Raw genomic sequence first — 25,722 nt, 5'->3', positions numbered from 1 at the left:
CGTCATTGTTTGGTCTGCAGTCGTCATTGTTTGGCGTAGTATCGATCGTATATTCTTTTGAATGTTCCGTCGTTTTTCATGGCATCGAGCGTCGACTCGAATTTAGCTATGAACTCTTTATTGTTGCCATACCTGCCTGCTTTAGAAAAAACGAAATGGAGCGGCTTTCTTTCAAGTAATGGTGGGTTCAAGGCTATAAGCTGGCCACGAAGACCAGCACGGGAAAGTTCAAGCATCGTGACATCGTAATTTGCCACCATGCAGTATAGTCGCCCAGCCATGACTTTTCTTATGTTCATAGAGATGTTGTTCGTCTCTTCTATTTGAATGAAGCCTCTTTCTACAGCCTCCTTGAAGTCGTTGTTCAGCCTGTATCCTCTGGATACGCCAATCGTTTTGCCGTAAAGACTTTCAATCGATGAGTATTCAAGCTTGCTGTCCTTTCTGATGAATACAGAATATGTGCTATGATGGAGAGGAGGATTTGTAAATATCGCAAATGACTCCCGTTCCTTGACATGGAAGAATACAGACCCTGCATCACAAACGCCTGTCTCGATGGATTTATACATGCGTATCCATGGAACCATGTCGATTTCAACACGGATGTTCATTCTTTTCGCAGCTTCGACGATGATGTCGTGGTCAATCCCCTTTTTTATGCCATGTTCAACGAAGGCGTATGGAGGCGTCGACTCTTCAGCCATGACATAGAGGTCGGCGCCTGCTTTTGCATTGTTATATGCCAGCAGGAGAATACATGCCGACATTGCCAAAATACGTGTGAGTAATTGCAGCATGCTAGTAATCCTGTGTGTTCACGCTAATATGTGTCTATGTTTAGTGCGCTGTGTCGTTCTTGTCCTTTTAGGGTCTATTATTGCATATTCTTCCAGAAAATGAACCGCATTTATACCGCACAAGGTCGCGTGAAAAACAATACACTGTGGCTCTGCTGATTCGTGGTATTTATCTCTGTATGGTTGCCCCATCTTGTTCGGGCCTGTACCGAGTCCGAGCAAGCGGAGGAAGTCCTTCTTGTCGGGGGGCAGGACCACCTGCGTGGGGGCGGTCACTCTGTATCCCCCCGCGGCATTGGGACACCCCCCGCGGTAAGAGGTTTGTCCGGGTTGCGGTGGCCCCTTTTTAATGGCCTTGGCCAACGCTTGCGTCTGCGGGGTGTCTGGCAACAAGTCACGTACTATCATGTGCTTCATCTGCCTGAGTCCCATGGGTTTGAACATGGGCTGCATGCGGTGAGTGTCAGGATGCCCGAAGCGATGCCGCCAGAATCTTGTACGTTTCCACTTCTACTTCTTCGTGGCAGGGCCAGCGTGGCGTTACCCTGCCAGTCCGGACACTCAGTGGCGTGCTGCGTTGGTGTTTCTTCCGCTGGCCAGTAATGAGGGGACATGATTTAAGAGAGAGGCTTGGATTCAAGAGATGGTTTCATCTGGCTGTATTAGTCGGCGGTCAGGTGCTGACGTGCAGCAATGAAGACCTCAACACGACAGATGCGCGGGGTGAGAGTCTTGCCGTAGTCTGGTGGTCGCGGCAAGGCACATTTGGGCACCCGACGCATCTGGCCTCATCCGGGCGCACGTGGGTTCTCCGGGCGCATTCAGGTCGACTGCCTCCGGACATGCCAGACGCGTTCACGCATCCGCCGACTGGCGCGGTATGGAATATGGCGCTGTGTTATGAATCCCGTTCAGTTTCTCCCGATTACGCATCAAGCGCTTCGAGTGTCTCTGGGAGGATTTGCCCGCCATCGACGATGATGCCCTGCCCGGTGATGTACCCCGCGTCAGGAGAGGCGAGAAAGACGGCCGCCGCTGCGATGTCGGCAGGGAGGCCAAGCCGCCGCAGGGGGATGGAAGAAGCCATGGAGGCCATATAGGCCTCTCCCTGTTCCTGAAGCCCTTCCGTGGCGATGTTGCCGGGTTGGACTGCGTTGATGGTTATGCCGTATCTCGCCAGTTCGATGGCTGCGGTGCGGATGAAGCCCATCTGCCCCGCCTTGCTCGCGCCATAGTGGCACCACCCCGGATAGCCTGTCACGGGGCCGGTGATTGACGATGTGACCACAATGCGCCCCGACGTGCTCTCTTTCAGTGCCGGTATGCAGGCCTGCACCGTAAGGAACATGCCCTTGAGGTTCACGTCGAGCACCGTGTCCCACTGTTCTTCGGTCATGGTCTCCAGCGGTGCAGCGGGAAAGATGCCCGCATTGGCGCATAGCACATCCAACCCGCCGAGTTGTTCCACGGCCTTGCTCGCGACCTGTTCCACAGAAGCCTTGTCCTTCACATCGGCAACGCCCCATGCGACGTTGTACCCCTTTGCCCTGAACGCATTGCCTGTGGCCTCGACATGCTCCGCGGAAAGGTCGGCGAGGAATACGCGCGCTCCTCGAGAGGCGAAGGCTTCGGCTATGCCCTTGCCGATTCCTTTGGCAGAACCGGTCACCATCACTCTTCTGTCTTGCATCCCTGAAAACATGAGTACCTCGGTATGGTTATCGCCATCAAACGGTGCACTTTATCATGCAGAAGCAAGTGGTCACTCCTGAAGGCTTGTCTTGCCTGTTACCCCATGTCGTCAGGCAAGTGAAGGGTACAGGTGGTTTCGCGCCGTGGGCGTCACTGTGGAAGGTGTCTGTCCACGTGTCCGTCGGTTGCTGCGTGTCATGGTGTTGCCGACGGCAGCCTTGCCGTCTCCCGCCGGGCACCATCCTTGTGGACGGCCCCTTTGGCGTCCGGTCTGGTGTCCGGTCGTGCCTGTCTCACGGGGACGGGCACGACTGATGTGCGCGACAGCGGGCCCGCGGGCATGGGGGATACGACTGCGTAGCAAGGCATGGTTGTCGTTCTCGTGCTCTATACGATGAGTCATTTCTCGGAACATGCGTTTGTATCGATGTTTGTCATTCATGATACCGTGATGCAGTTTGGATAACGTATGCACATCATATGGATGGGCATGGTGTGCGGTTACTCCAAGGACACTATGCCACATACTTGTGCCTTCTCGACAGTATGAAGACAAGATCATAAATAGGCATGACCAACAGGCATATCGTTTTTGAATGTCATAGCAGTGCACGGTGTGATAGTGCAGGAGATGAGTATGCAGAAGAAGATTCTCGATGCCTTTCTGTTCAGGCATGCCGCAAAGGACTTCGATGCGGCGCGTATCATTCCGGAACCGGTGTTCGCCACCATACTTCAGGCGGGCCGCCTCTCGCCCAGTTCTTTCGGCTTTGAGCCCTGGCGGTTCCTCGTGGTGCAGGATGCCGCGCTCCGTGCGAAACTGCACGCCTTCACATGGGGCGGGCAGAAGCAGATACCCAACTGCAGCCACCTTGTGGTGTACCTTGCGCGAAAAGGCATGGATACGCGTGCAGATAGCGACTATGTGCGCGATTTCGTCGACAGGGTTCAGGCTCTGCCCGCCGATGTCCAGAAGATGAAACTCGAACGCTATGAAGCCTTCCAGAAGGATGACTTCAACCTGTGGGGAGATGAGCGCGCCCTTTTCGACTGGGCGTGCAAGCAGGTCTACATCGCCCTCGGAAACATGATGACGGTTGCCGCCTTGCTCGGTGTCGACAGCTGCCCCATGGAAGGTTTCCAGCAGCAACGCATCGACGAGGTCCTCGCCAGCGACTTCGGCATCGACCAGTCGCAGTACGGCGTGGCGTGCATGGCGGCATTCGGCTACCGGGTTGCGGACCCGAGGCCCAAGACGCGGCAGGCATTGCACGACGTGGTGCAGTGGTTCTGAAACACACGGGTCAAAGATAAGACCGGAAGACAGCGACTTCCGGCAGGAGGCGACCATGTCGCATGTTCTGATCATCAACGGACACGAGCCGTACCCGAGGTCGCCGGGACGCCTGAACAGCCATCTCGTGGAAGTGGCACGCAGCGTTCTTGTCGGCATGGGGCATAGCGTCGAGGTCGTCGCGACGAATGGCGACTACGACATAGACGCCGAGGTGGACAGGCACGTACGTGCCGACACGGTCATCGTACAGTCCCCTGTGAACTGGATGGGTTTCCCGTGGAGTTGCAAACGGTACATGGACTACGTCTACCTTGCCGGTATGGACGGACGGCTGTGCACCGGCGATGGCAGGTCGCGGAGCGACCCCGCAAGGCAATATGGCTCAGGGGGAACATGTGGCGGCAAGACATACATGCTCTCACTGACGTTCAATGCCCCGCCCGAAGCCTTTGGCGATGCCGGACAGTACCTGTTTCAGGGCAGGACCGTGGATGACCTCTTCTTCCCGGCGCACATGAATTTCAGGTTTCTCGGCATGACCGGGCTGCCAACGTTCGTCAGCTACGATGTGATCAAGAATCCCGATGTGGCACGTGACGTGGCGCGCTATGAGGCGCATCTTGCCTCCGCGTTCGGCATGGCGGCGACTTCCGGCGCGTGAACCGTGCGAAGCCGTTCCTGAGAGACACTCCGGGATGCCACAGAAGGGGCGACGGCCGCAACCGTCGCCCTGACTCCATGACACTCCTCGTATGACGGGACTACAGGGGCTTTGACGAGGCTCGACGCCGTGCGACGGAGAATGGTCGTGGCTCGTGCACGATGCCCTGTACGCAGCGCAGTTGAATCACCATCCTCGGACCGGAAAAGGGCGACGGGAATCCCCGTCGCCCTTGGTGTTGGCGGTTGCGGCGTCGCTGGCGCTATGCCTCGACCCACGCCTTGGCGCGTTCTACGGCACGCTGCCATTCGTAGACGAGGTGCTGGCGCTTGTCGTCGGACATGTTGGGCTCGAAGCGGCGGTCGAGTTGCCACATGGTGGCTATCTCGTCTTCGCTCTTCCAGAATCCGGTGGCGAGACCCGCGAGGTAGGCTGCGCCGAGGGCCGTGGTCTCAGTGACCTTGGGACGCTCGACGGGCACGCCGAGAACGTCGGCCTGGAACTGCATCAGCAGGTTGTTGCGGGTGGCGCCGCCGTCAGCGCGCAGTGCGGCCAGCTTGATGCCCGAGTCCTTCTGCATGCAGTCCATGATGTCGAGGGTCTGCAAGGCGATGGACTCGAGCGCGGCACGTGCGATGTGGGCCTTCGTCGCGCCGCGGGTGATGCCGACCATGGTGCCACGGGCGTACTGGTCCCAGTGGGGGGCACCCAGTCCCGCGAAGGCGGGCACGAGGTAGACGCCGCCGTTGTCGGGGACGCTCAGGGCCAGTTGTTCCACTTCGGGGGCGGCCTTGATGATGCCGAGACCGTCACGCAGCCACTGTACCACTGCGCCTGCGATGAACACGCTGCCTTCCAGGGCGTAGAAACGTCCCGAGGGGGTCGTCCATGCCACGGTGCTCAGCAGGTTGTTCTGGCTGGAACGGACTTCGGTGCCGGTGTTCATGAGCATGAAGCAGCCGGTGCCGTAGGTGTTCTTGGCCATGCCGGGCTTGAGGCAGGCGTTGCCGTAGGTGGCGGCCTGCTGGTCGCCCGCATTGCCGGCGATGGGAATGGCCTTGCCGAGGAATTCTGGGTGGATGTCACCCACGACCTCGGACGAACCGGTCACGCGGGGCAGCATGGAGCGCGGAACGTCGAGGATGCCCAGAAGCTCGTCATCCCACGCGCCCGTGTTGATGTTGAACATGAGGGTACGGCTGGCGTTGGACGAGTCGGTGACGTGCGCCTTGCCCTTGGTGAGGTTCCAGATGAGCCATGTGTCGATGGTGCCGAACAGCAATTCGCCCTTTTCGGCCTTGGCGCGGGCTCCCGGCACGTTGTCGAGTATCCAGCGCACCTTGGTGCCGGAGAAGTACGCATCGAGCACGAGGCCGGTCTTCTTGCGGAACACGTCGGCGAGGCCGCGGGCCTTGAGTTCGTCGCAGAAGCCTGCGGTGCGGCGGTCTTGCCACACGATGGCGTTGTAGACGGGGGCGCCGGTGGCCTTGTCCCACACCACGGTCGTCTCACGCTGGTTGGTGATGCCCGCGGCCACGACGTCCGCGGCACCGATGCCGGCCTCTTGCAGGCACTCGCGCATGACCCACGACTGGGTGTCGAATATCTCGTTGGCGTTGTGCTCCACCCAGCCCGGCTGGGGGTAAATCTGGGTGAATTCCTTCTGCGAAATCTGCTTGATGTCACCTTCGCGCGTGAAGAGGATGGCGCGGGAGCTGGTGGTGCCCTGGTCGAGGGCGAGGACGTAGTTGCTCATGCTTTACTCCTGTGTCCTTTGTCCGGTTGCGGCCTGTCGAGAACCGGGTACCGGGCCTGTCTTGCGGTGTGTTCCGTGGGGTCGTCTGCCTTGAAGCCTGTCCGGCGGTCTGTCCGAAGTGGCGACGGATGCGTGAAGGTCCGGGGTCAGCCCTGAGCCTTGTTCACGGCACCGGTGGTCCAGTCGTAGATGAAGGCGCCAAGGGGGCCGCCGATGATGGGCCCGACGATGGGGACGAGCACGATGCCGGGTTCCATCAGGTTGGGTTGCGTGAACCCGGCAACCAGCGCGAAGAAGCGGGGGCCGAAGTCACGGGCGGGGTTGATGGCGTAACCGTGCATGGCCCCGAGGCTCATGCCGATGGCGACGATGAGCGCAGCCACGAGGACCGGCCCCATCCAGCCAACGTTGTTCTTGCCTGCGAAGTCGCCGATGGCGAGGATGCCGAACATGAGAACGGCAGTGCCGATGATCTGGTCTATGAATCCGGGAAGATACGATGTGGTTATGGCAGGGAAGGTGCAGAAGATGCCAGCGGTGCTGGCAAGCTGCGGGTCAACACCAAGCCATTTGGCCTTGAAGTCGAGAAAGACGATGGCCGCACCGGCGAAGCCGCCTGCGACCTGCGCCACCGAATAGGGCAGCACCTTGCGCCACGGGAAACGGCCCGTCGCCGCGAGGGCCAGACTGACGGCGGGGTTGATGTGCGCCCCCGAAGGCAGACCTGCCATGATGCCCAGCAGCACGGCGAGACCCCAGCCGAAGGTGATGTTGTCCCATGTGATGTTGAGGGTCTTGCCGAACAGAACGGTCATGGCCACGTTGCCTGCACCGAAGATGATGAGCACCATGGTGCCCATGAATTCGGACAGCATCTCTTTGCCCAGCGAAATCTCCTTCATGTTTCTCCTCCTGCCTGTTCCTGTGGTTGTAGTTCAGTGCGGGATGCCGTCGGCTTCTCCCCCCGACGGCTTCGTACCTGTCCGGGTGTGACGAACGCCCTCTTGCGTCATGTCGTGGCGGCGTCAGGGGCGGGTCGCCATGCGGCGAGGTAGGCGGCAAGGGCCTCCATCTCGCGCTGGCGGGTTGCTGCATCCCAGCCCAGTTCCTGCGCCATGATGTCCGCAGCCGGGGCAGATGCCTCAAGGGTGTGCTGCACATCGACCAGACCCAGCGGAAGTCTGCGGACCATGACGTCGGTGAGGTGCACCGCCATCTCGTGGCGCACGGCGAAGGCCACTTGCGCCCCGATGTAGTTGTGCGCCGGGTGCAGGCGGTCCATCAGCCCCTCTTCGCGGGCAAGGGTGAGGATGAGTGGGGTCTCGTCGCCATGGAGTTCGAAAAGCCCGCGGGCAAGGGCAGGGTCTACACCGAAATCGCGTGCCATCTCGGCATGGGCCCCGCGCACGAACCCCCGTGAACCGATGACCCTGAGGTCGCGCGTGACGCAAGGCCGCTGCAGCCCCAGTTCGAAGGCTGCATCCGCCCTGTCGATGGTGTCTTCGGCCATGCGCCTGTAGCTGGTCCACTTGCCGCCGGTGATGGTGAGCAGCCCTCCGGGCGAGACTTCGATGACATGGGTGCGCGCAAGTTCCTGTGTGCACGATTTGTCGGCCTCGAACACGAGCGGGCGCAGGCCGCACCACGCCGCGCGAACGTCATCGCGCGAAAGGGGGCGCGACAGGTAGCGTCCGGCATAGTTCAGCAGGTAGTCGATGTCCTCCTGCGTGGGCACAGGGTCGCGCGAGATGTCCACCGGTTCGTCGGTGGTGCCGAAGACCACATGCCCCTGCCACGGAATCATGAACAGGACGCGTCCGTCATCGGTGCGGGGGACCATGAGGCCGAGATGGGGCGGGGTGTGCCCGGGGTCGATGACCAGATGGATGCCCGAACTCACCTTGAGGATGTCGCAGGCATTCTGGTCGTCCATGCGGCGAAGGCCGTCGCTGAAGGGTCCGGTGGCGTTGATGATGCCCCGCGCCCGTACCTGCCACGTCTCGCCGCTGTTCACATCGCGCAAGACGGCACCACAAAGGCGCCCGTTCTCGCGCACGAGGTCGATGACCTCGACGTGGTTGGCGCAGGTCGCGCCGTGGAGGGCTGCCGTGCGGGCGAGGGTGACGGCCATGCGCGCATCGTTGAACTGCCCGTCGTAGTAGAGGACCGCCCCTTTGGCCTTTCCGAGGCGCAAGGTCGGGAAGAGGCGTTGTGCCTTGGAACGGGTGACGAAGCGACTGTGTCCCAGTCCGAGGCGACCTGCCAGCAGGTCGTACATGGTGAGGCCCGCAAAGAGGTAGCCCGCGTCCTTCCACGAATCGACCGGCGTCATGAGTTGCACGGGGTGGGCGAGGTGGGGCGCGTTGCGCAAGAGGTAGCCCCGTTCGCGAAGACCCTCGTGCACGAGTGCGAACTGTTCCTTGTCTGCCTTGAGGATGGCCTTCTCAAGGTAGCGCACACCCCCGTGGACGAGTTTGGTGCTCTTGCTGCTGGTGCCTTGCGCGAAGTCGTCCCTCTCCACCAGTGCCACGTCCAGTCCGCGCGTGGCCGCGTCGAGGGCGACGCCACAGCCGGTGGCCCCGCCTCCGACAATGAGCAGGTCGAACGTCTTGTCGGCCTGCAGGCGTTCCAGAATCTGTCGTCTGCTCATGCCTGCGCCTCCGTATGTTGTGCGAGAAGCCGCGTGGCGGTCTCCTCATCGGTGACAAGGACGTCGATGAATCCGCCTGAAAGAGCGGCCCTGATGATGCCGGTCTTCTTGACGCCGCCTGCTGCGGCAATGGAATGGGGTATGGCTCGTACCTCTTCGAGGTCGGGCCCCATGAAGCACTCGTTGCGGGGATGGAGAACGGGGACGCCTTCGGCATCGACGAACGTGCCGAACACCTCGCCCACGGCACCTGCACGTTCCAGCGATTCTACATCGTCATGGCTGATGGCCCCCAGTTGTACGTTGGTGGCGTCGGGTGCCAGTTCGCCAAGGCCGATGAGGGCCACATCCACCTGAAGCGCCCGCGCGTAGACCGCCTTGAACAGCGCCTGCGACTTGAGAAGACGGCAGGTCTCTGGGGTGGGGGCGAACATGGGGGCGGCGATGTAGAACGTCTGCTCGGCCTGTACCCGTCGGGCGATGGTGGTGACGATTTCGTAGGGGTTGATGACGATGCTGTGCGGAAGGCCGCCGTAAAGGGATACGACGGTGAGATGTTCGGCGGGTTTGCGGGGGATGGATGCGGCAGCCGCGTAACCCATGCCGACCGAGGTTCCGTTCTTGAGAATGCCCGCCAGATAGTATCCTGCGGCATGTCCCAGATTGCGGTTCAATTGTCGGGGGGTGGGCGGAGTGGGGATGACGATGGCGCGGCGAAGTCCGAATCTGTCTTCCATGGCCTTTTCAGCCTCGAAACAGGCGGCCTTGCCACTGTGTACCATGATCTGGACATAGCCTTCGTCACGGCAGACCTGTAGCATCCTGTTGACACGAACGCGACTGGTTCCAAGCCACGAAGCGATGTCGGACTGTGTCATCCCGTTCACATAGTAGGCCCATGCGATACGTGACAGAAGTGCATGGTCATGCTGTGCTCTTTCCATTCCACGTCCTGTATCATGTTGCAGGATGCGTTGTACGTGATGCACGAAAAGAACGGTGATAGCTGTGAAGCATATGCGACGTATGCAATGAGGTGATGTGCCGCGCTACTTTGTCGATGCGAAAGGCTTGTAGACGTATGAGATGTGGCATGCGGCTTCAGCTACATCATCATGGTGGCTATCCTTGGAAAGACATTTGGTATTTTGTTGGCCGTTGCATTTCATGGGATGTCGCATGATGGCATGGCAGTCTCGTCTCATTCGCCAAGCCATCCTTCAGGTGCGACATATGTTCATGTTCTGAACATATGTAAACTCTGTGACGAAATTGCAACAAGAAAATTGACATGCTGCACAACTTTTTCATGCGGCCACAGGGGGCCTCCTGCAATGAGGCAGAATCAAACGGATATTGTCAGGAGTGTGCACTTGCACAGCTCAGGGGGCTCGGTACCTGCGATACCCCTCAAGGCAACGATGCCGGTGGCGGGATAGGCATCGGGTGGGCCCCCCTTCGGGGGCAGTCGGGGGTGGGCAGGCAGGAGGCGAAGGTGCGGCGGGGCATGGCGTACGCCATGCCCCCCGCGAGAAGGAACACGTTGCTTGTTGCCACGACGTTCCGATGCCGCGGCATCGGAACGTCGTGGCTAGGTGCCTTGCCCGTGCAGGTCCAGAATCGTGGCGGCTATCGCCGCAGCCAGATGTTCCACGTTACGTTGCTGGGCTGCGACCCAGTCCGCATGGTCCGGGCCGGGGCATTTCTCGCTGAGGTCCGTACGGCGGGTGACGGGTTCCGCTGCGCCCGACCGCGGCACGACAGTCCAGCGCACGTGCAGGGTCGCCTCACCGTCGGGATTTCCCCCCATGGAGATGACATCCGCAAGGACCCTGTACGCGGGCGCGCCAGCCTGATCCCAGGGGAACACGAAGACCTGTTCCGTGCCGAGTCCCCTGCCTAGGTGTTCAGCCAGCGCCCGGGCGATATCCCTGTCCACGTCTCCGCTCCAGCGGTGGTACTCTGACAGGTTGTAGCTTCCGTCCCCCTTGCTGGTGGCGATGCGTGTCTGCTTCAGGATGTCGGGAATGATGACGGGCCCGACGCTGACGGAGAGCGTCTTCTCCGTCGGCGCTGCAGACGGGCGTTGCCCAGCCTCTGCAAGGAGGGAGTAGTATCGTGTCGGTGCTTGCGCGCCGCCGCAGCCTGACGATGCCACGGCACAGACGAGTACCAGCGCCGCGGCCAGACCGGTTCTGCTATTTCTCATTGTGGGGCTCTCCTTTCCCGAACAGGAGCGACTGTGGATGACGGTCGATGGCAGTGGTCAACTCGCGCAAGGCCCTCAAGGTCTGCGTCAACTCTTCAAGAGTCTTCTGCGTGTTGTAATTGAAGGCTGAATTCTTGCCGAGGGTTCCCTGCAGGTCCTCGAGCGTCTTCTGAAGTGCGATGAGGTTGCTTTGCAGAAGCGGTGTTGTCTCGTTGTTGAGGCGGTTGGCAAAACGTCCGCTCTCCTTGACGACAACGGTGGTCTCTTTGAGCAGAGTGTCAATACGCGTTCCTATCTTGTCGAACGGCACCTTTTCGAGGTTGCGCGTGATGTGCGCGATACTGTCCTGAATCTGCTCGAGAGAGCCCGGTATGCTCGGGACGACCGCGTAACCGTTTTCAAAGGCCAGTTTGACCTTGGGTTCACGCGGGTGGAATCCGAAGTCGACCAGAAGCTGTCCGGTCAGCAGGTTGCCGGTCTTGAGTTGCGCCCTCATATTGCGGTCTTCCACGAACCATTTGAGGATAGGCTCTCCCTTCGTGGATTCCGGATTGGGTACGGCCTTCAGCATGTCCGAGATGCGCTCGGGTTCGATGGAGACGATGACCGGGACGCGGATGTCCTTGCGGACCATGTCGTAGATGAGGTCGATCTTTCTCACCTCGCCAATCTTGATGCCATAGAGTTCGACAGGTGCGCCGACGCTGAGCCCCCGGACGGACTGGTCGAAATAGATGAGCCAGTCCTTGCGGAATGAGTAGGTCTGCCGATTGATGCTGTCATGGTCGGGGTACAGGTCGAAGACGGTGTTCTCGTCAGCCTCCTTGCCGGGGGGAGTACCCTCGGGGACATCGAAAGCCAGCCCGCCGGAGACGATGGAGGTAAGCGACTGGGTGTCTATCTTGAGCCCTTGAGCGGTGAGGGACATGTCAAGGCCGCTGGCATTCCAGAATCGTGTGTTCTCTGTGATCTTGGTGTGATGCGGGGCTTCGATGAATATCTGGACCGCGACGGAGTTGCCATCGTCGTCAAACCCGTAGCTGACCACCTGCCCGACCTGAATCTGGCGATAGTACACGGGCATGCCGATGCTCAAAGACCCCCGTTGCTGGGAACGGAGCTTGAAATGGCGACCGGGCTGGTCGGTGGTGACGATGGGGGGGACCTCGAGTCCCACGAAGTCGTGTGTCTGATTTCCGCCAAGACCGGGGTCTACGCCGATGTAGGCACCCGAGAGCAACGTGTCGAGTCCGGAAGCCGTGCCGCCCCGGATTTGTGCCCGCGAGACCCAGAACCGTGTCTTGTCGTTCAGGAATCTGGAAAGGTCCTTCGAGAGTTCAGCCGTTACGACGACATGCTTGAGGTCGTCGCCAAGGCGTATCTCGTTGACCTGTCCTACCTCGACATCCTTGAATCTGATCTTGGTCTTGCCTGCCTCAAGCCCTTCGGCCGTGGCAAATGAAATGCTGATGACAGGGCCCTTCTCAGAGTAGGCCTTGATGGCGAGCCATCCGCCGATGATCAGGGCCACAATGGGTATGATCCAGACCGTGGACAGCCTGTTCTTGCTTTTGACGGTAGCCGGAGTCGCGTACTGCTCTGTCGAGTCGTTATCGGTCATGGTGGTCCTCGATGACATCCCAGATGATACGTGGATCGAAACTCTCCGCCGCGAGCATGGTCAGCACCACGACAGATGCGAAATAGACGGCAGCCGGGCCGGCTTCGATGCTGGCCACCGCTCCAAGTTTGACCAGTGCCACCAGAATGGTGACCACATAGACGTCAACCATGGACCAGCGCCCGACCAGTTCCGTGATGCGGTACAGCACGGTGCGGTCGCGAGGGCGCCATTTCGAGCGGCGTTGTACGCTCACGAGCAGGAATACGAGAATGGCCAGCTTGACCAGTGGCACGAAGATGCTGGCGATGAAGATGACGGCCGCTATCTCCCATGAGCCGCTGTGAATGAAATAGATGACGCCGCTCATGATGGTGTCGGTCTGCACCGCACCCACGGCGGTCGTGACGGTCATGGGGAGCAGGTTCGCCGGGATGTACATGATGGAAGCAGCCAGCAGCAGAGCCCATGTGCGCGCGATACTGTCCGGTTTGCGGAAGTGCAGAGGTGCACCGCATCGGGGGCAATGGGCATGGTGCGCAGGGATGTCTTCGGACCGGATGAGCAGATGGCAGTCATGGCACTGCAACAGCCCGAGTGATTTCGCGGATGTCGGAAGGCTCTTCATGGACGCGGGTCCAGCTTTCTCCAGATGAACGGAGGGTCGAGGGTGGTCATGGCTGCGGTCACGACGATGGTCAGCAGCCCCAGTGACAGGACCGCGATGCCGGGGATGATGGTCGCCATTTTCGCGAGTTTGACCAGTGCGACCAGGATGCCGATGAGAAAAACCTCCATCATGGCCCATGCATTGAGGTGCCGGATAGCGCGAAAGACATGGATGGCCCCGGGGGCTCTTACGCCCAGTCTTATCGGGACAAGGACATACAGGAGTCCGGTCAGCTGGATTGCGGGGATGATGATGCACGTGAGCAGCACGAGCCCCCCGAGGATGTAGAGATCCTGCTTCCAGAGTTCGATGATGCCAGTCAGCAGCCTCGCTTCTTGTATGAAGCCAGCACTCCTCATGGCCAGGAATGGGTTGGTGAGGGTGACGGCAAAGAGCACCAGACCGCTCAGGGCGAAGGCCACGGGCCGGTCGATGCTGTTCGGCCTGTGCCGTTGCAGTACCGCGCCGCAACGGGGGCACAGAAGGGTTGCGCCAGCCCGGGCCGGAAGTTGTGTCAGCAGGTCACAGTCATGACAGGCGATGACAGGCATGGGGGCTCCACAGGTGAGGTCGCCACGGAGAGTGGATTCTGCATGCACACCGTCTGGTCCGCACGTCCACTATGGTGGCTCTTCCGTCAGGTGTCGTGTCTCGTGCCGCTGGCAAGCGCCAGCATGGAGTCTGCCCGGAGAGATACCTCAAAGTACGTTATTCTGGAACCGGTGTCCGCAGCAAGGAATCTCATGCCATGAAGTGGATGCAAGCCCTTTTCCTGGTGCTCCGGGGCGCTGGCGGCGTAGGTCCTGTCCGGCGGGGGCATTGTCGCTTTTGCAGCATAGGGCAGACGCACAGGTGAGGCTGGAGGGCAATACGACCGGGGGCGTCGAGATTGCGGGAGGCGGGGCAGACCGGGACGCAGGTCGTGGGTTGATGTGCCGTGGCAGCGCACGCCCTCATGCCCCTTCGCCGGCGTCGGGCCCACAGGATGCGGGGAAAGGTCGCGATGCGCTTGCACCATGCACGACGAGCAGGGGAGTGCCCCCTGCTCGTCGTGTAGAGTCGTGCCCTGTGTGTCAGCGGGGAGAGGCCGCCTCGAAGGTGGCGAGCGTTTTGCCGTCAGCCATGAGCTCAAGCGTGTTGCCCTGCAGGCGATAGGCGCGGGTCATGCGCAGTGCTCCCATGTAGACGGCTGCCTGTGCCACGCCCTCGGGACAGGCCATGAGGCTGGTGCCCCCCTGGCTGAAAGACAGGCCGTCGCCAGACAGGCTGTAGGTGCCGAAAAAGCGGTTGCACCCGTCCGACCCGGCCGTGCGTCCGTCAGCCTGAAGGATGAGGTGAGGTTCTGGCTGGTTGGGATAACGGGTGATGGCGACACCCGAAAGCGTAGCAAGACGCCAGTATGTTCCCTTGAGTTCGGCGGTCTTCGGAGCCTCATGGGCTACCGCAGTGGTGCTGGCTGTGGCCTGTCGCTGGGGCGGCTGTGCCGTTGCCCCGTCCGTGAGGTCTTGCTCGACGATGGGGCTTGAGGGTTGCGCCGGTGCGGGGGGGGCCAACGTGACGATGCCCGTGCCTTCACCGGCCAGTTGCATGGTGTCGGCGGGGGGCGGGGCTGGCTGGGCTGTGGGTCTCGGCCCGCCTCCGCAGGCGGTGAGACCGAAGAGCGATAGGGCGAGCAGGAAGGCGAGTCGTTTCATGGCTACTCCTTGATGCGCATCCGGAAGGATTATGGCCAGCCCTCCGGTACGGGGCGAAACATATGATGATGCATGGTAGCCTGTTTGCCCGGTAATCGGCAACCTTGTGCCAGTGCGAAAGTCCATTTGTAGCTTGGGTTCATGACGGTCGGCGGGGCGCGCGAATGCCTCTCGCATGTTTGACAATGATTTTCTTTTTCAATATTCAGGCTGCCACACAAGGGGGAGACAATGGCAACCTGCTGCTATCCGGCAGGCACCTACGGCGGTGGCATGTCATGCCGCAGGGTGCTTGAACCGTTCCTGCATGAGCTTTCCGAGTCACTCGGCCGGGCCATAGATGCCAAGGACCCGTGCACCAGCACCCATTCTGAAGAAGTGGCCACGGTGTCTCACGCGCTTGCCCTGGCCTTGCGGCTTACGCCCGGAGATGCCGACATCATCCATATTGCAGGACATCTGCATGACATCGGCAAGATAGGCATCCCCGACGCCATCCTCTTCAAGCCGGACCGCCTTTCCGATGAAGAATGGGGCGTCGTGCGGCGTCATCCCGGTATGGGGGCCGAGATGCTACGCCCTGTGGCCGCGCTGCAACTGCACGGCATCCCGGTCATGGTGGGGCAGCACCATGAGCGTTTCGACGGAAAGGGTTACCCGCAAGGGTTTTCAGGACGCGCCATCCATCCGGGGGCGCGCATCATCGCCGTGGCGGACGGGCTGTCGGCCATGATGCAACGTCGTTCATACCGGGCGGCATGGACGTTCGATGAGGCCCTTGAAGAGGTCGTGCGCTGCCGTGGCACACAATACGACCCGGAAGTGGTGGATGCCCTGCGCGCAACGCAGGCCCCTGTGCGCGGTATCATGGAAGCGTTTGCGGAAGATGCGCATTATGCCGAAACGGGCTGCGCAACGGAGGGGCATATGGCCGATGTTGCAGGTCTTGCACATGTGACTCCTGCGTAGCGAAGTGTTTGCGAAGGCGCACCCGACGACATTTCATACATGTGTTTTCCGTGGAAGTTGCCTGACAATGGCGCGTCTCCGCTATGGGGAAGGGCATTCCATTGTGTTTCACTCGGCTATAGGCGCGTTTATACATAGCTTTCCGTCATCTCGCTGAAAAGATGCACGCCCTTGCGGGCATGGCGCTTCGCCTTGCTTGTATGTCTGGTGGCATTTTGTTGGACATACGTAATAGGCTTGCCTATTGCCACGATTTTCTTCTGTGCTAGTGTGTACAAGGCCCTGGCGGGGCCAGATCATGAGAACACAGGAGGGCCCCTTGGGGCATCCGTTACGGAATATCAAGGCATTGCTGTTGATGGGGGACGGCCCGTCCGGTGTGCCCGACAGTGTGTATAGTGCGCTTGCCCTCCCAACGGTGGGGCCGCTCGACCCCGGTTTCGATGAAATCCTCGACAGGCTTCAAGGGCAGTTGCGGAACATCTTCAATGTGTCGGACGGCGTGTGCGCGGTTCTTGACGGGCCCGCTGCCGTGGGGATGGAGACATGCCTCGTCAATCTTCTTGAACCGGGCGAGCGTCTTCTTGTGCTCGACAACGGCATGGGCGGTGAACGACTGCGGGAAACGGCGCAGCGGTTGGGCCTTGCCGTCGATGTGCTGACCGTGCCGTGGGGTGACCCCGTTCTCTCTGAACAGGTCGCACAACGGCTTGCCCGCAGCGATTACCACGCCGTGGTCATGGTACATGCCGAATCCTCGACAGGCGTGCGAAGTCCGGTCGGTGCCGTGGGCGACCTTGTGTCCATGCACGGCGCCCTGTTCATCGTCGATTGCGAGACCAGCCTCGGGGGGATGGATGTGGATATGGCACGGTGGCGTGCCGATGCCCTCTTCGCGTCGTCGCACAAGTGCCTGTCGTGCCCGCCGGGGCTTGCCCCCGTGGCCTTCTCCATGCGGGCGCTGGACAGGGTTGGCAGACGGCGTACTCCAATCCCCGGACGTTATTTCGATATCGCCCTGCATCTGGACTATTGGCAGGGCGCGCCGCGCGTCTGTCACCTCATGCCTTCGGTGAATCTGCTCTATGCCTTGCACATGGCACTGGAGGGCGTGCTCAACGAGGGGTTGCCCAACGTGTTCGCCCGTCATCGCGCTGCGCATGAGCAGCTTGTGACCGGACTTGCTGCGTTGGGTCTGCGACCGTTGGCGGATGTGCCATGGCGGTTGCCCATGCTGCATGTGGTGCCAGCCCCGGAAGGGGTGGACGCGGAAGATGTGCGGGGCAGGCTTAGGGCTGAACATGGCATCGAGATTGGCGGCGGGGTGGGACGTCTTGCCGGACGGGTCTGGCGCATCGGTCTCATGGGGCACTCGGCCCGGACGACCAATGTCGTGGCATTGCTGGAGGCCCTTGGGCGGCTGCTGTAGCATTCGAACGCGATAATCGTGGGCCGTGTGGCGTGATGCCGGGCCCTAGAAATACCGAAAGCCTGCGGACCACCCGCAGGCTTTTTGTTCGGTATGCAAATGAAGGAAGGTAATCTTCCTTTAGCATGATGCGTGCCAAAGGCTCGCTTGTGAGGGCGCGACGCCTTAATACGCCGTTATCAAAAGATAAATGGTCTGTGGCGAGCTTTCCGCACAGGGCATGGCAGGCCAAGAGCGTGTAAAGACTTGTACCATCGCCTTGTTCAATCGGGCAGCGCACGGGGGCGGTAAAAAAAGCCGAACGCAGAGGTCAACTTGTAACATGTTGAAATAAAGCTCGATATCCTGATGGCGGGCGGCGGAGGACGCGCACAGGGGGCTGCCGCGCCGTGGCGTCTTCCGTTCCGGTGCCGTCGGCAAAAACCTTGAACCGTCGTTGTCGTACGGCCGCTATTGCTCCACGTACAGGTAGCGTTTGATCTTGTGCGTGGGTGTCTTCTCGAAGGGTTCGGTCTGTTCGATGACCTTGGCAAGCCGGGCGAACGTCGACACCTTGGTGTTGACCTCGTTGCGGAGGGTCTCGAGCAGGGCGTCTATCTTTTCGCGCTGCTTGAGGGCGGGCAGGTCACCAAAGGACTCGTCCAGCCGGGCTGCATCGAGGTGGATGCGTGCCACCAGTCTGCCATCCTGCTGGAAGACCAGCGATTCGAGGACGAAAGGCGACTGGTGGATGATGGCTTCGACCTCTTCGGGGTAGATGTTCTCCCCGCTGGGGCCGATGATGACGTTCTTGAGCCTGCCCTTGATGTACAGGTAGCCATCGGCGTCGAACTTGCCGAGGTCGCCCGTGCGGAACCAGCCTTCGGGGGTGAAGGCCGAGGCCGTTATCTGCGGTGCCTTGTAGTATTCGCGCATGACGTTGGGGCCGCGAACGATGATCTCTCCTTCCCCCGTGGCGGGGTCGGGCGCATCAATGGCGATGTCCACACCGTCGAGGGTGAACCCGGTGGACGTAAGACGTGTGGACGCCGGGCCGGAACCCGCCACAAGGGGGGCCGTCTCGGTGAGCCCGTAACCGATGGCATAGGGGAAGTTCGCCTCGCGCAGGAAGCGTTCCACATCGGGGGCGATACCCGCACCGCCGATGCAGAAGATGCGCAGTGCCCCGCCGAACGATTCGAGCAACTTGCGCCCCGCAAGCGCATGCAGTTTGCGACGCACGAAGGGAATGGCGTAAAGGCGCTGTTTGAGCCACGACCCGGTGAGTTTGGGCAACAGCGCGGTCTTGAAGATCTTTTCGATGACCAGCGGTACGGAGAGCATGGCCGTGGGGCGCACCTGCGCCATGGCGGGGAGAAGGGCACGCGCCGTGGGCGGCTTGTCCATATAGTGGACGTGCGCGCCGTTGAGCACGGGCAGCACGAGGCCCAGCGTACATTCGTACGTGTGGGAGAGGGGCAGGATGGAGAGCATCCTGTCTCCGGGGCCAAGTTTCACGATGCTCTTCACGGCATCGGCGTCCCAGACGATGTTGCGGTGGGTCAGTACGACCCCCTTGGAATGGCCCGTCGTGCCTGACGTGTAGATGATGGCTGCGACGTCGTCCTCCGCAGGGGCTGCGTCGGCCATGTTGGCGAGTCGCTTCGCCTTGTCGCGCAGCTTGCGGAATTCACGCAGACCTTTTGACTTGAGTTCGCGAAGCATGTCGCGCGTGGTTCCCTGTGCGATGGACTGGAACGTCTCCATGCTGATGCACATGAGGCTGTCGGCGATGCCCTCACCCTCTTCCAGTTTGGGGAAGAGGCGTTCGGATACGAACACCGCCTTGGCTTCAGAGTGGCGCAGGATGTGCTGCACCGCGTCGGCGTGGAATTCGGGAAGGATGGGCACGGCAATCGCACCCATGCCGGTGATGGCGAAGTAGGCGATGCCCCAGTTGGGGCTGTTCTCGGCAAGGAGCGCCACCCGGTCGCCAGTGCCGACGCCGTTGTCACGCAGCCACAGGGCGAGGTGTTCTGCGTGGTCGTGCAGGTCGCGGAAGGTCAGCGGTTCGCAGCCAAGCTGTGAGAGCGAGGGCTGGTCGGCATACAGGACGGCACTGCGTTCGAGCACATGCCGCAACGTGTAGAGGCTAAGTTCTTCCATGTCGGCTCCTTGGGTGGGGTTCCAAGGGTGTAAGGCAATCCGGCGCGGGCTGCAATCCCGCGCAAGGGCTGCGAGTGCCCGCTGCCGTCGCCCGTAGCGCACGTCAGGGGGCGGTTGACCACGGGCCCCGGCGCGCATATGGCGTTGGGCAGACCATCACTCCAACCGATAGAGGTACACATGCTCAAGCACATCGTCTGGTGGACACTCAAGGATGAGGCCGAAGGCGCTACCGGGGCCGAGAATGGCCGCAAGATGCTGGAGATGCTGCGCGGTCTCGAAGGACGCATCCCCTCGTTGCGCTCCATCGACGTGTCCATGGAATTTCTGGGCAGCACCACCGAACCCTGCCAGATCATCCTCCTGTCGACGCACGACGATGCCGAGGGGCTGAAGGCTTACGCCGAGCATCCCGAACATATGAAGTGCGTGGAGTTCATCAAGAAGATCGTGGCCTCGCGCAAGGCCATCGACTTCATCGTCTAGCGATCGGCGTCGGACAGCAGAAAGGGGCGGTACCTCGCGGTATCGCCCCTTGGTGTTCAGAGGGTGCGGGAGTGGCAGCCGCTCAGTGGGCGCGGCTGCATCGGGCGGCATACATCGCAGCCCCCGATCAGTCTTTGTGTTTGCCTTTACCCTTGTTGCCCTTGCCGGGGGCGTCATCATCGTAATCCTGATTCTTCTTCGCCTGTCCGGGGGGCATGCCGCCCTTCTTCATCAGGCCGGGAGGCCCGCCATGCGGGTGGTCGCGGTAGTAGCCGCGGTAGAGGTCATCGTCGTGTTCCCTGTCGTACCCGCGGTAGGTGCGTGTACCGTAGCCGATGGTGCGCGGGTCGAGGTCGTAGCGTCGGCAGATGTCCGTCCAGCTTGCCCCGTCGCGGCGCATGTCACGGATGCGGTCGCGGGAGACACCGGCCTTGCGGGCGAGGGTGTCGATGCGCCCCTCTTCGAGGCGGTACTCCCTGTCGCGCCATTCCCGTTCGTAACTGCGGTCGCTTTGCCGTTGCTCGAAGCGTTCCCGTGCCCGGTCGGCTTCGTTGATGAGGTCGCCGAGTGTCCCGAGCGAATCGGCTATATCGCCAAGGTCGGCCGCGTGTGCACTTACGGGAAGAAGCAGGGACGCCACAAGAATCAGGCAACCGAAAAGTCTGTTGCAGGTCGTCATGGGGCCTCTCTGTTGCAGCACCTTGCGCTGCATGGAAAAGTTGTCAACCATGGCTCACCATAACACCTTCAGACGGGAAAACGCAATGCACGGTGACCGTGTGCCGTGCAACGACGATTGCGATACTGCGTTGGAGGAGCCCTGATGGCCTGCACAACGCCGCTCGCCCCCGTTTGCATATGGGAGGCTGCGCGTCTTGCGGCAGAGGAACAGAGACGGAGCATCGCTTTGCGGCCCTTGACGTCTGCCGTGCGTCAGAATGCGGGCGCAAAAAAAGAGGGGCATCGTCGATGCCCCTCTTGTGCTGTCGCAACCCTAGCGTATCTCGCGGGTGGTCCGGAATTCCACGGCGGGATAGCGTTCCATGGCCGATTCGAGCCGCCACGGGTTGGGGGCGAGATAGGCCAGTGCTCCCTCGGCGTCTATGGCGAGTTCGGCGGAATAGTAGTCGCAGAATTCGGCGAACACCTTGCGGTCGTTGCAGTGCAGCCACCGGGCGGTGTGGATGGAGCACGGTTCGTAGGCCGCCTCGACGGAGTATTCGTCATGCAGGCGCGAGATGATGACGTCGAACTGCAACACGCCCACGGCACCGAGGATGTAGTCGTTGTTGACCTGCGGCCTGAAAAGCTGCACCGCGCCCTCTTCCGCCAATTGCTCCAGGCCCTTCTGCAACTGCTTGGCCTTGAGCGGATTGCGCAGCCGCACTCGGCGGAAATGTTCCGGCGAGAAGCTGGGGATGCCGGTGAACTTCAGCTCTTCCTTCGATTCGGTGAAGGTGTCGCCTATCTTGATGGTGCCGTGGTTGGGGATGCCGATGATGTCGCCGGGGAAGGCCTCTTCGACGCCCGACCTGTCCTGCGCGAGGAATATGGTGGCATTGGCCACGGTCACGTCCTTGCCCACACGGTGATGGCGCAGCTTCATGCCGCGGGTGAACGTGCCTGAGCAGATGCGCATGAAGGCCATGCGGTCGCGGTGGGCCTTATCCATGTTCGCCTGAATCTTGAACACGACGCCGGTGAAGCTCTCCTCATGCGGAGACACCTCGCGCGTGATGGCCGGGCGAGGCCGAGGGGCGGGGGCGAGGTCGACGAAGTTGTCGAGCAGTTCACGCACGCCGAAGTTGTTGATGGCGGAACCGAAGAAGACGGGGGTCTGCTCGCCCCGGAGGTACTTCTCGCGTGAGAACGGCGTGCCCGCCTCTTCGAGCAGGGCAAGGTCCATGCGCAGGGCGTCGGCCTGCGGCCCGAGATGTTCGTCGAGCAGCGGGTCGTCAAGGTCGCGGATGAGGATGCCTTCCTGAATGCGCCCGTGGTGGCTGGCCGAGAAGAGATGGAGTTCGCGCTTGAGCAGGTTGTAGGTGCCCTTGAAGTCGGACCCCATGCCGATGGGCCACGTGAGCGGCACGCATTCGATGCGCAGGTTCTCTTCGATGTCGGCCATGACATCGAGCGGCGGCAGACCGTCGCGGTCGAGTTTGTTGATGAAGGTCATGACCGGGGTGTCGCGCAGGCGGCATACGTCCATGAGCTTGCGGGTCTGTGCCTCGACCCCCTTGGCGACGTCGATGACCACCAGTGCCGAGTCCACGGCGGTGAGCACGCGGTAGGTGTCTTCGGAGAAGTCCTGGTGGCCCGGCGTGTCGAGCAGGTTGACCATGTGGTCGCCGTAGGGGAACTGCATCACGGAAGTGGTCACCGAGATGCCGCGTTCGCGTTCCATGGCCATCCAGTCCGACGTGGCGTGACGACCCGACTTGCGGGCCTTGACCGCGCCAGCCATCTGGATGGCCCCGCCGAAGAGCAGCAGCTTTTCGGTGAGGGTTGTCTTGCCTGCGTCGGGGTGGCTGATGATGGCGAAGGTGCGCCTGCGCGCCACTTCACGTTCGAGTCTGGTGCTCACGTGTGATGCCTTCCATAGAAAGATGCGGAATGAAGGGGGGCCGGACGGGGTGCCCGGTGGCGGCGTTATGCTACAGCCGGGCCGCGCGGTCAAGGCTGTGACGAGGCTGCGGCATGGCGGGCTCATGTCAAAAAGTCTTTGTTGTCAATGTGATGGATGTTTTTTGCTGCGGGGTCTTTCCGAAAGGGCGTGAAGTTGTTATGTTCCATAAGTTTCAGGGCGACATGTCCTGCCGCTGGCGCGGCGGGGCGATTTCAGGGCCCGCGCATCGCGCCGGGGCATCCTCGCCCAGCACCCCGAACCAGCACAGTTCCGCAGATGAGCGCACCCCGAACCTGCTACGGCATCATCCCAGCGCGCTACGCTTCGTCGCGCTTTCCGGGCAAGCCCCTTGCCGAGATCTTGGGCAGGCCCATGTTCTGGCATGTCTACGACAGGGCACGGCGTTGTGCGGCCTTCGACGAGGTGGCCCTCGCCACCGACGACGCCCGCATCGCGGACGCCGCGAATGTACTCGGCGTCCCCTGTGTCATGACGGCGGAGCATCACCCGAGCGGCACCGACCGGGTACACGAGGCCGCCATGCGCCTCGGCGTGCCCGATGACGCGGTGGTGGTCAACATACAGGGTGATGAACCGGCACTCGACCCGCGCATGCTCGACCAGCTTGTGGCCCCGTTCGCCGACGCATCGGTGCGCGTCGCCACGCTGGCCATGGCCCTGTCAGCCCAAGAGGCGCAAAGCCCCGACAGGGTCAAGGTCGTGGTCGCCGCCAACGGCGATGCCCTCTATTTCTCGCGGGCGGACATACCCTTCGTGCGCGACGGGGATGTCGGGGGCGATACCGCAGGGCGTCTCGGCCATATCGGGCTGTACGCCTTCCGCATGGAGGCGCTGCGGCGTTTCACGCAGCTACCGCCTTCACGACTTGAACAGACTGAGAAACTCGAACAGCTGCGGCTGCTCGAGAACGGTATAGCCATTCGTGTGGTGCCTACCACCTACCGTACCCACGGCGTGGACAGGCCCGAAGACATCGACGTGATCATCAACCTGCTGAGGGAGAACGACGGATGAGAGCATTGCTGGCACTGGAAGACGGCTTCGTGCTTGAGGGACGTTCCTTCACCGGCCCCGGCGAGACGGGGGGCGAGGCGATCTTCAACACCGGCATGACCGGCTATCAGGAAGTCCTTACGGATCCTTCCTACGCAGGGCAGATGGTCTGCATGACCTATCCGCTGGTGGGCAACTATGGCGTTACCCGCGAGGACATGGAATCGGGCAAGGTGCACGTCGAGGCGTTCATCGTCAAGGAATGCTGCAAGGTGCCCTCCAACTGGCGTTCCGAGATATCGCTGCCCGACTACCTCAAGCGGCACGGCGTGATGGGCATCGAAGGCATCGACACGCGGGCACTCACGCGCCATCTGCGCATCCACGGTGCCATGCGGGGCGTCATCTCCACGCAGGAGACCGACCCGGCGCGTCTTGTCGAACGCGCTCGTGCCCTGCCGTCCATGGAGGGGCAGAACCTCGTCACCCGCGTCGCCCCCGCAGCCCCCTATCGCTGGGACGGTGAGCGTCCGCAGGCCGTGACCCTCGAACCCGGCGGTTGCGCATGGGTCGGCAAGGGGCCGCGTCTCGTGGTGTACGACTTCGGCATCAAGTGGAACATCCTGCGCCTTCTCGCCCAGCAGGGCTTCGACATGCTGGTTGTGCCCCCGTCCTTCAAGGCCGCTGACGTGGCGGCGGTGGGCGCACAGGCCGTCTTTCTCTCCAACGGCCCCGGCGACCCGGCAACACTGAAGGATGAGATCGCCGAAATCGCGAAGCTGGCGCAGACCTACCCCACGGCGGGCATCTGTCTCGGGCATCAGCTTCTCGGCCATGCCCTTGGCGGGCGCACCATGAAGCTCAAGTTCGGTCATCATGGCTGCAACCACCCCGTGAAGGACCTCACCACGGGGCGCATCGAGATATCTTCACAGAATCACGGCTTCTGCGTGGACATCGACAGCCTCACTGACGTAGAAATCACCCATGTGAACCTCAACGACGGCACCCTTGAGGGATTCGCCCATAAGACGAAGCCCGTCATCGCCGTCCAGCACCACCCCGAGGCGAGCCCCGGCCCCAACGACAGCCGGTACTTCTTCGCCCGGTTCAGGAACATGGTGCGTGAGGCGGCAGGCTGCTAAAGCCGCACACCGTCCGCGACGAACGCGGGCGATGAAGCAACGGGGGAGAGATGTCGGCTGAACTGACGAGGGCGCGGCAGCAGTTGTCGCAGATTCGGGGCTACCTGCGGCAGGGAAAGGTGATGCCCGCCGCACAGGCATTCCAGTCCGCGCTGGTCATCGTGCTGAAAAGTCCGCTCATGCGTGCCGAACGTGAAGAGTTCGAACGCATGTTCGCCGATGCGGCCCATCATCTGAACAATGATGCCGGGTTGCGTGCGCTCTTCCCCCTCAAGATCGAATATCTGCCGGGTTCCGAGAAGGAACTGCTGGACATCATCCGTGAGCTGGTGACGGCGGTGAACAACGCCGCCGTCACCGAGGCTCAAGAGCAACTGGCTGCGCTGGACGCCCGCAAGGCCGCAGGTCTCGAACAGGGGCAGGCGCATCTTGACGCGCAGGAGTTCGATGCGGCAGCCGCCGTTTTCCGCCAGCTTTCCCACGAGTTCAAGGACGACCCGCAACTGCGTGGCGAGATAGGCGAGCGCTTTCTCAAGGCCGGGCGCTACGAAGAGGCCTTCGACTACCTCGCGCAGGCCCTCGACCTGAGCCCCGAATCCATCCATCTCTACAATCGTATCGGCATCGCACTGCGTCGTCTGGGGCGGTTCGAGACCGGCGAGAAGTACTACCTTCGGGCCCTGCAATACGCCGGGCACGATCCCAACCTGCTCTTCAACCTCGGGCGTCTGTATGTCGACTGGCAAAGGTGGGACAAGGTCGCCAAGGCCGCAGCCGCAGCCTTGCGGGTGAATCCGGCCTTTGACGAGGCGCGCAAGATGCTCGAGTTTGCGGAGCGCAAGCTGCAACGATAGCCGT

The 25,722-nt window shown here is 61.4% G+C and carries 22 protein-coding genes; 8 read left to right on the top strand and 14 right to left on the bottom strand.

Annotated features, from left to right (window positions below):
* Positions 1–23: 23 nt before the first annotated feature.
* Positions 24–800 (bottom strand): substrate-binding periplasmic protein, encoded by a 777-nt coding sequence (locus DVU_RS14750; RefSeq protein WP_010940397.1) that lies wholly within the window; start codon positions 798–800, stop codon positions 24–26.
* 925 nt (positions 801–1,725) lie between these two features.
* Positions 1,726–2,490 carry a 3-oxoacyl-ACP reductase FabG gene (gene fabG, locus DVU_RS14745; RefSeq protein ID WP_223295116.1) on the bottom strand — a complete coding sequence of 255 codons (765 nt, stop codon included), beginning with the start codon at positions 2,488–2,490 and terminating at the stop codon, positions 1,726–1,728.
* A 639-nt stretch (positions 2,491–3,129) separates the two neighbouring features.
* Between fabG and DVU_RS14740 the strand changes: the two genes are divergently transcribed.
* Both DVU_RS14740 and DVU_RS14735 read left to right on the top strand, forming a co-directional pair.
* Positions 3,130–3,786, top strand: a complete 657-nt coding sequence (locus DVU_RS14740) for an NAD(P)H-dependent oxidoreductase (protein ID WP_010940394.1) — start codon at positions 3,130–3,132, stop codon at positions 3,784–3,786.
* 55 nt (positions 3,787–3,841) lie between these two features.
* Positions 3,842–4,450: an NAD(P)H-dependent oxidoreductase gene (locus DVU_RS14735; RefSeq protein ID WP_010940393.1), complete on the top strand. Its 609-nt coding sequence runs from the start codon at positions 3,842–3,844 to the stop codon at positions 4,448–4,450.
* A 262-nt stretch (positions 4,451–4,712) separates the two neighbouring features.
* Here DVU_RS14735 and glpK read toward each other — a convergent pair whose 3' ends face one another.
* The 9 genes from glpK to DVU_RS14690 all read right to left on the bottom strand — a co-directional run bounded on the left by glpK (position 4,713) and on the right by DVU_RS14690 (position 15,050).
* Positions 4,713–6,206, bottom strand: a complete 1,494-nt coding sequence (gene glpK, locus DVU_RS14730; RefSeq protein WP_010940392.1) for a glycerol kinase GlpK — start codon at positions 6,204–6,206, stop codon at positions 4,713–4,715.
* Between the two features lie 146 nt (positions 6,207–6,352).
* Positions 6,353–7,108, bottom strand: coding sequence for an MIP/aquaporin family protein (locus DVU_RS14725; RefSeq protein WP_010940391.1), 756 nt, complete (start codon positions 7,106–7,108; stop codon positions 6,353–6,355).
* Positions 7,109–7,215: 107 nt separating this feature from the next.
* The gene (locus tag DVU_RS14720; protein WP_010940390.1) at positions 7,216–8,856 is read right to left on the bottom strand and encodes a glycerol-3-phosphate dehydrogenase/oxidase; all 1,641 of its coding nucleotides are present in this window, start codon (positions 8,854–8,856) and stop codon (positions 7,216–7,218) included.
* Positions 8,853–9,800, bottom strand: a complete 948-nt coding sequence (locus DVU_RS14715; protein WP_010940389.1) for a sugar-binding transcriptional regulator — start codon at positions 9,798–9,800, stop codon at positions 8,853–8,855. Before DVU_RS14715 ends, DVU_RS14720 begins: the two co-directional genes overlap by 4 nt.
* A 647-nt stretch (positions 9,801–10,447) precedes the next feature.
* Positions 10,448–11,065, bottom strand: coding sequence for a PqiC family protein (locus DVU_RS14710; protein WP_010940386.1), 618 nt, complete (start codon positions 11,063–11,065; stop codon positions 10,448–10,450).
* A complete protein-coding gene (locus DVU_RS14705; protein WP_010940385.1) occupies positions 11,055–12,686 on the bottom strand; it encodes a PqiB family protein in 1,632 nt (543 codons plus the stop codon). Before DVU_RS14705 ends, DVU_RS14710 begins: the two co-directional genes overlap by 11 nt.
* Positions 12,676–13,314, bottom strand: coding sequence for a paraquat-inducible protein A (locus DVU_RS14700; RefSeq protein ID WP_011791499.1), 639 nt, complete (start codon positions 13,312–13,314; stop codon positions 12,676–12,678). The genes DVU_RS14705 and DVU_RS14700 overlap by 11 nt, the downstream gene beginning before the upstream one ends.
* On the bottom strand, positions 13,311–13,907 hold the full coding sequence (locus tag DVU_RS14695) for a paraquat-inducible protein A (protein WP_014524619.1): 597 nt from the start codon (positions 13,905–13,907) through the stop codon (positions 13,311–13,313). Before DVU_RS14695 ends, DVU_RS14700 begins: the two co-directional genes overlap by 4 nt.
* A 522-nt stretch (positions 13,908–14,429) precedes the next feature.
* Positions 14,430–15,050: an META domain-containing protein gene (locus DVU_RS14690; RefSeq protein WP_010940384.1), complete on the bottom strand. Its 621-nt coding sequence runs from the start codon at positions 15,048–15,050 to the stop codon at positions 14,430–14,432.
* Positions 15,051–15,281: 231 nt separating this feature from the next.
* Here DVU_RS14690 and DVU_RS14685 point away from each other — a divergent pair, with 231 nt between their 5' ends.
* Positions 15,282–16,019: an HD-GYP domain-containing protein gene (locus DVU_RS14685; RefSeq protein WP_014524618.1), complete on the top strand. Its 738-nt coding sequence runs from the start codon at positions 15,282–15,284 to the stop codon at positions 16,017–16,019.
* Between the two features lie 298 nt (positions 16,020–16,317).
* Complete coding sequence (locus DVU_RS14680) at positions 16,318–17,448, top strand: pyridoxal-phosphate-dependent aminotransferase family protein (RefSeq protein WP_010940380.1); 1,131 nt, start codon at positions 16,318–16,320, stop codon at positions 17,446–17,448.
* Between the two features lie 450 nt (positions 17,449–17,898).
* Here the strand turns inward: DVU_RS14680 and DVU_RS14675 are convergent, their stop codons facing one another.
* A complete protein-coding gene (locus DVU_RS14675) occupies positions 17,899–19,593 on the bottom strand; it encodes a long-chain fatty acid--CoA ligase (protein WP_010940378.1) in 1,695 nt (564 codons plus the stop codon).
* A 180-nt stretch (positions 19,594–19,773) separates the two neighbouring features.
* Here DVU_RS14675 and DVU_RS14670 point away from each other — a divergent pair, with 180 nt between their 5' ends.
* Positions 19,774–20,079 carry a Dabb family protein gene (locus DVU_RS14670; protein ID WP_010940377.1) on the top strand — a complete coding sequence of 102 codons (306 nt, stop codon included), beginning with the start codon at positions 19,774–19,776 and terminating at the stop codon, positions 20,077–20,079.
* Positions 20,080–20,206: 127 nt separating this feature from the next.
* Here DVU_RS14670 and DVU_RS14665 read toward each other — a convergent pair whose 3' ends face one another.
* Positions 20,207–20,809 (bottom strand): hypothetical protein, encoded by a 603-nt coding sequence (locus DVU_RS14665; RefSeq protein WP_011791504.1) that lies wholly within the window; start codon positions 20,807–20,809, stop codon positions 20,207–20,209.
* A gap of 264 nt (positions 20,810–21,073) precedes the next feature.
* Entirely contained in the window at positions 21,074–22,663 is a 1,590-nt protein-coding gene (locus DVU_RS14660) for a peptide chain release factor 3 (RefSeq protein WP_010940375.1), read from the bottom strand.
* A 318-nt stretch (positions 22,664–22,981) separates the two neighbouring features.
* Between DVU_RS14660 and kdsB the strand changes: the two genes are divergently transcribed.
* The 3 genes from kdsB to DVU_RS14645 are packed head-to-tail and all read left to right on the top strand — an operon-like array spanning position 22,982 to position 25,718.
* Positions 22,982–23,740, top strand: a complete 759-nt coding sequence (kdsB, locus tag DVU_RS14655) for a 3-deoxy-manno-octulosonate cytidylyltransferase (RefSeq protein WP_010940373.1) — start codon at positions 22,982–22,984, stop codon at positions 23,738–23,740.
* Positions 23,737–24,864: a glutamine-hydrolyzing carbamoyl-phosphate synthase small subunit gene (gene carA, locus DVU_RS14650; protein WP_010940372.1), complete on the top strand. Its 1,128-nt coding sequence runs from the start codon at positions 23,737–23,739 to the stop codon at positions 24,862–24,864. Before kdsB ends, carA begins: the two co-directional genes overlap by 4 nt.
* Positions 24,865–24,914: 50 nt before the next feature.
* Positions 24,915–25,718 (top strand): tetratricopeptide repeat protein, encoded by an 804-nt coding sequence (locus DVU_RS14645; protein WP_010940371.1) that lies wholly within the window; start codon positions 24,915–24,917, stop codon positions 25,716–25,718.
* Positions 25,719–25,722 lie beyond the last annotated feature (4 nt).

Source organism: Nitratidesulfovibrio vulgaris str. Hildenborough (assembly GCF_000195755.1).
Lineage (GTDB): Bacteria > Desulfobacterota > Desulfovibrionia > Desulfovibrionales > Desulfovibrionaceae > Nitratidesulfovibrio > Nitratidesulfovibrio vulgaris.
The sequence above is the reverse complement of the archived record's forward strand: the minus strand, read 5'-3'. Positions and strand labels throughout refer to the sequence as shown.

Bases quoted from the DNA above. Each gene is read 5' to 3' on its own strand.
- DVU_RS14715 (WP_010940389.1), bottom strand. From the start codon at position 9,800: ATGGAAAGAGCACAGCATGACCATGCACTTCTGTCACGTATCGCATGG.
- DVU_RS14750 (WP_010940397.1), bottom strand. From the start codon at position 800: ATGCTGCAATTACTCACACGTATTTTGGCAATGTCGGCATGTATTCTC.
- DVU_RS14735 (WP_010940393.1), top strand. From the start codon at position 3,842: ATGTCGCATGTTCTGATCATCAACGGACACGAGCCGTACCCGAGGTCG.
- DVU_RS14690 (WP_010940384.1), bottom strand. From the start codon at position 15,050: ATGAAACGACTCGCCTTCCTGCTCGCCCTATCGCTCTTCGGTCTCACC.
- fabG (WP_223295116.1), bottom strand. From the start codon at position 2,490: ATGCAAGACAGAAGAGTGATGGTGACCGGTTCTGCCAAAGGAATCGGC.
- DVU_RS14665 (WP_011791504.1), bottom strand. From the start codon at position 20,809: ATGGTTGACAACTTTTCCATGCAGCGCAAGGTGCTGCAACAGAGAGGC.
- DVU_RS14700 (WP_011791499.1), bottom strand. From the start codon at position 13,314: ATGAAGAGCCTTCCGACATCCGCGAAATCACTCGGGCTGTTGCAGTGC.
- DVU_RS14680 (WP_010940380.1), top strand. From the start codon at position 16,318: ATGAGAACACAGGAGGGCCCCTTGGGGCATCCGTTACGGAATATCAAG.
- glpK (WP_010940392.1), bottom strand. From the start codon at position 6,206: ATGAGCAACTACGTCCTCGCCCTCGACCAGGGCACCACCAGCTCCCGC.
- DVU_RS14685 (WP_014524618.1), top strand. From the start codon at position 15,282: ATGGCAACCTGCTGCTATCCGGCAGGCACCTACGGCGGTGGCATGTCA.
- carA (WP_010940372.1), top strand. From the start codon at position 23,737: ATGAGAGCATTGCTGGCACTGGAAGACGGCTTCGTGCTTGAGGGACGT.
- DVU_RS14670 (WP_010940377.1), top strand. From the start codon at position 19,774: ATGCTCAAGCACATCGTCTGGTGGACACTCAAGGATGAGGCCGAAGGC.
- kdsB (WP_010940373.1), top strand. From the start codon at position 22,982: ATGAGCGCACCCCGAACCTGCTACGGCATCATCCCAGCGCGCTACGCT.
- DVU_RS14675 (WP_010940378.1), bottom strand. From the start codon at position 19,593: ATGGAAGAACTTAGCCTCTACACGTTGCGGCATGTGCTCGAACGCAGT.
- DVU_RS14645 (WP_010940371.1), top strand. From the start codon at position 24,915: ATGTCGGCTGAACTGACGAGGGCGCGGCAGCAGTTGTCGCAGATTCGG.
- DVU_RS14720 (WP_010940390.1), bottom strand. From the start codon at position 8,856: ATGAGCAGACGACAGATTCTGGAACGCCTGCAGGCCGACAAGACGTTC.
- DVU_RS14725 (WP_010940391.1), bottom strand. From the start codon at position 7,108: ATGAAGGAGATTTCGCTGGGCAAAGAGATGCTGTCCGAATTCATGGGC.
- DVU_RS14695 (WP_014524619.1), bottom strand. From the start codon at position 13,907: ATGCCTGTCATCGCCTGTCATGACTGTGACCTGCTGACACAACTTCCG.
- DVU_RS14740 (WP_010940394.1), top strand. From the start codon at position 3,130: ATGCAGAAGAAGATTCTCGATGCCTTTCTGTTCAGGCATGCCGCAAAG.
- DVU_RS14710 (WP_010940386.1), bottom strand. From the start codon at position 11,065: ATGAGAAATAGCAGAACCGGTCTGGCCGCGGCGCTGGTACTCGTCTGT.
- DVU_RS14705 (WP_010940385.1), bottom strand. From the start codon at position 12,686: ATGACCGATAACGACTCGACAGAGCAGTACGCGACTCCGGCTACCGTC.